Source organism: Mesorhizobium sp. M7A.F.Ca.CA.002.05.1.1 (assembly GCF_003998335.1).
Lineage (GTDB): Bacteria > Pseudomonadota > Alphaproteobacteria > Rhizobiales > Rhizobiaceae > Mesorhizobium.
On sequence record NZ_RZQI01000573.1, the window covers coordinates 1 to 3978 of the forward strand.

At 64.0% G+C, this 3978-nt stretch carries 5 protein-coding genes; all 5 read left to right on the forward strand.

What is annotated here, in order from left to right:
- Positions 1 to 739: aldehyde dehydrogenase family protein (locus EN939_RS24220; RefSeq protein ID WP_127270211.1), on the forward strand; the 739-nt coding region annotated here is incomplete at its 5' end.
- A 58-nt stretch (positions 740 to 797) separates the two neighbouring features.
- On the forward strand, positions 798 to 1802 hold the full coding sequence (locus EN939_RS24225; RefSeq protein WP_127270212.1) for an ABC transporter substrate-binding protein: 1005 nt from the start codon (positions 798 to 800) through the stop codon (positions 1800 to 1802).
- A 59-nt stretch (positions 1803 to 1861) separates the two neighbouring features.
- The gene (locus EN939_RS24230; protein ID WP_127270214.1) at positions 1862 to 2722 is read left to right on the forward strand and encodes an ABC transporter permease; all 861 of its coding nucleotides are present in this window, start codon (positions 1862 to 1864) and stop codon (positions 2720 to 2722) included.
- 1 nt (position 2723) lies between these two features.
- Positions 2724 to 3524, forward strand: coding sequence for an ABC transporter permease (locus tag EN939_RS24235; protein WP_127270216.1), 801 nt, complete (start codon positions 2724 to 2726; stop codon positions 3522 to 3524).
- Positions 3521 to 3978, forward strand: a 458-nt coding sequence (locus EN939_RS24240; RefSeq protein WP_164751182.1) for an ABC transporter ATP-binding protein, incomplete at its 3' end; no start/stop codon positions are given. The genes EN939_RS24235 and EN939_RS24240, both read left to right, overlap by 4 nt.

Below are 3978 nucleotides of genomic sequence, written 5' to 3' on the forward strand. Positions count from 1 at the left end.
TGCCTACACCACTCTGGAACTCGGCGGCAAAAGCCCGGTCGTCGTCTTCGCCGACGCCGACCTCGACAGCGCCGCCAACGCGGTGGTCGCCGGCATTTTCGCCGCGACCGGCCAGAGCTGCGTCGCCGGGTCACGGTTGCTGATCGAGCGCTCGGTAAAAGATGAATTCCTCGTACGGCTGAGGCGCAAGGCCGAAGCGATCCGAGTCGGCGACCCACAGGATCCGGCCACAGAAATGGGGCCGCTCGCCACGCTGCGCCAGCGCGACTGGATCGAGAAGGTGGTCGCGGAGAGCCTTGCCGCGGGCGGCAGACTGGTCACCGGTGGAACGCGGCCAACCGGGGACGGCTTCTACTACGCGCCGACTATCATCGACGCCGGCGGCAGCGACCTGCCTTGCGTGCGGGAGGAATTGTTCGGGCCGGTGCTCAGCGTGCTTGCCTTCGACAGCGAGGCGCAGGCACTGGCGCTCGCCAACGATACGCCGTTCGGCCTGGCTTCGGGCGTGTTCACCAGCAATCTCGGCAAGGCGCATCGCATGGCGCGTGACATCCATGCCGGTGTTGTCTGGGTCAACACCTATCGCGCCGTATCGCCGCTCGTTCCCTTTGGCGGTTACGGCCTGTCGGGTCTCGGCCGCGAAGGCGGGCTCGACGCCATCCGAGATTACACGCGCTCGAAATCCGTCTGGATCAAGACGTCGGACGAGCCGATCCCGGATCCCTTCGTCATGCGCTGAGAGCGTGGGGCGCAGGTGCACTGAGAAAAACAAGAACAGACCAACAGAGGAGAATATCATGAAACTGATCCTGACCGGCTTGCTGGCCGGACTGCTCGCCGCCACCGCTGCCAAGGCCGATGAAATGGCCTTCACAAGTTGGGGTGGCACCACGCAAGAGGCGCAGACGAAATCCTGGGCGGCCCTCTTCGAGGCCAGCTCCGGCATCAAGGTCCTGCAAGACGGACCAACCGACTACGGCAAGCTCAAGGCCATGGTCGATGCCGGCAACGTCACCTGGGATGTGGTCGACGTGGAGATGGACTTCGCCATCAAGGCCGCCAAGGACGGGCTGCTGGAGCCGATCGACTATGCGGTCGTACCCAAGGCCGATCTCGACCCGCGCTTCAGCAATGAGCATGCCGTCGGCAGCTTCTACTATTCCTTCGTGCTTGCTTGGAACAAGGGCGCCGTTCCGGGCGAACCGACCGGCTGGGCCGACATGTTCGACACCAAGAAATTTCCCGGCAAGCGGACCTTCTACAAATGGTCGGCCCCCGGCGTCATCGAGATCGCGCTGCTGGCCGACGGCGTGCCCGCGGACAAGCTCTATCCGCTCGACCTCGACCGGGCCTTCAAGAAACTCGACACCATCAAGTCCGATATCGTCTGGTGGAGCGGCGGTGCTGAATCGCAGCAGCTGATTGCCTCCGGCGAGGCCGCTTTCGGCCAGTTGTGGAACGGTCGCGTCTTCGCCCTGCAGCAGGATGGCACCGATGTCGGTGTTGCCTGGAACCAGAACCTCACCGCCGCCGACGTGCTCGTCGTGCCGAAGGGCGCCAAGAACAAGGGCAGCGCGATGAAGTTCCTCGCTGCCGCCACCAGCCCGACCGGCCAGGCGAAATTCGCCGAGGCGAGCGGCTATGCGCCGATCAATACCAAGGCCAAGGCTGAGATGCCCGCCGATGCCGTCAAAGCACTCCCCGATGCCCATGTTGAGGGACAGATCAACCTCGACATGAACTACTGGGCCGAGCATCGAGACGAGATCGCCACGCGCTGGTATGCCTGGCAGACCAAGTAACGCCGTTGCAGGTGACGGGCGCGCGGCTTGCGCGCCCCGTTTCGGGACAGGACCGCTCGATGCAAGGAATTTCTTTCAGACGCAGCTCAGTCGCCGGCCTGCCGGCCGGCAGCGGCAGCGCCTTGCCGGCTCTGCTGCTGGTTGGCCTGTTCTTCATCATGCCGGTGGTGGCCCTGCTGCTGCGCAGCGTAACCGATCCTGAACCGGGCCTGCAGAACTACGCGACCCTGTTCGGCAGCGGCACCTATGTGCGGGTGTTCCTCAACACTTTCCTGGTCGCATCGGTCGTAACCGCCGTCACCATCCTGATGGCCTTTCCCGTTGCCTGGATGCTGGCGATCATGCCGCCGGCCATGGGATCGATCGTCTTCGGCATCATCGTGCTGTCGATGTGGACCAACCTTCTCACCCGCACCTATGCATGGATGGTGCTGCTGCAGCGTACGGGGGTGATCAACCGGGCACTGATGGGGCTCGGCATCATCCACGAGCCGCTGCCGCTTATCAACAATCTGGCCGGGGTCACCATCGGCATGGTCTACATCATGCTGCCCTTCATGATCCTGCCGCTGGTGGGCACTTTGCGCGCCATCGACCCTATGACGCTGCGCGCCGCCGCCCTTTGCGGCGCAAGCCCGTTCGAGGCCTTCCGCCGCATCCTCTTGCCGCTGTCTCTTCCGGGCGTCGCCGCCGGCGGTCTGATGGTCTTCGTCATGTCGCTCGGCTACTTCGTCACGCCGGCCCTGCTCGGCGGCACATCGAACATGATGCTGGCAGAGATGATCGCCCAGACGGTGCAGTCGCTACTCAACTGGGGGCTCGGCAGTGCGGCCGCCTTCGTCCTGCTTGTCGTCACCATGGCGCTCTACGCGATCCAGCTTCGCCTGGTTGGTGCCAGGCGCGCCGGGGGAGGGATCTGACATGCTGCTCGACTATGAACGGCTCGGATGGCTGCGGGTGGCGCTTGTCGGCTTCACGGCGGCCGTCGCGGCATTCCTGCTGCTGCCGGTGGTCTTCATCGTGCTCCTGTCGTTCGGTTCGTCGCGCTGGCTGGCCTTTCCACCACCCGGCTGGACGCTGAGATGGTATCAGCAATTGCTGGGCGACCCGACCTGGATCGATGCCGCGCTGACCAGTGCCCGAATTGCCGCCATGGCCGCTATGCTGGCCGTCATAATCGGCCTGTTCGCCTCCTTCAGCCTGGTCAGGGGGGAGTTCCGCGGACGCCAGGTCCTGCGCGGATTGCTGTTGACGCCGATGGTGCTGCCGGTCGTCGTTTTCGCCATCGCCATCTATGCTTTCTTCCTGCGCATCGGCCTTGCCGGCACCACGGTCGGCTTCGTCATCGCCCACACCATCCTGGCGCTTCCTTTCGCCATCATCCCGATCACCGCGGCGCTCGAAGGTTTCGATAAATCCATCGAGGATGCAGCCATCGTCTGCGGCGCAAGTCCGTTTCAGGCGCGGCTGAGGATCACCTTGCCGTCGATCAGGATCGGCATCTTCTCGGCGGCGATCTTCTCGTTCCTGGCCTCGTGGGATGAGGTCGTGGTGGCGATCTTCATGGCAAGCCCGACCTTGCAGACCTTGCCGGTTAAGATCTGGGGCAGCCTGCGCGCAGACCTCAGCCCGGTCGTCGCCGCCGCCTCGAGCCTGCTGGTTGGCCTGACGTTTTGCCTGATGATTGTGACCGCACTCCTTCGCAGAAAATTATCCAGATGACCCGGTCCTTCCTGTCCATACGCGCGCTAAGAAAGACGTTCGGCGCCTTCGTCGCCGTCCACGACGTGACCATCGATGTGCCTAAAGGTGAATTCCTGACGTTCCTCGGCCCGTCCGGCTCCGGCAAGTCGACGACGCTCTACGCCATTGCCGGTTTCCAGGATCCGAGCTCAGGCGATGTGCTTTTGGAGGACATGTCGCTGCTTTCGGTGCCGTCGCACAAGCGCAACATCGGCATGGTGTTCCAGCGCTACACGCTGTTTCCGCATCTGAGCGTCGCCGAGAATGTCGCCTTTCCGCTGCGCGTGCGCCGCCGGCACGATGCTGAGATCAAGCGCAAGGTTGCCGACATGCTGGCGCTGGTGCGTCTCGAAAACTTCGCCGACCGCCATCCGGGCGCGCTATCTGGCGGCCAGCAGCAGCGCGTGGCGCTTGCCCGCGCGCTCGCCTACGA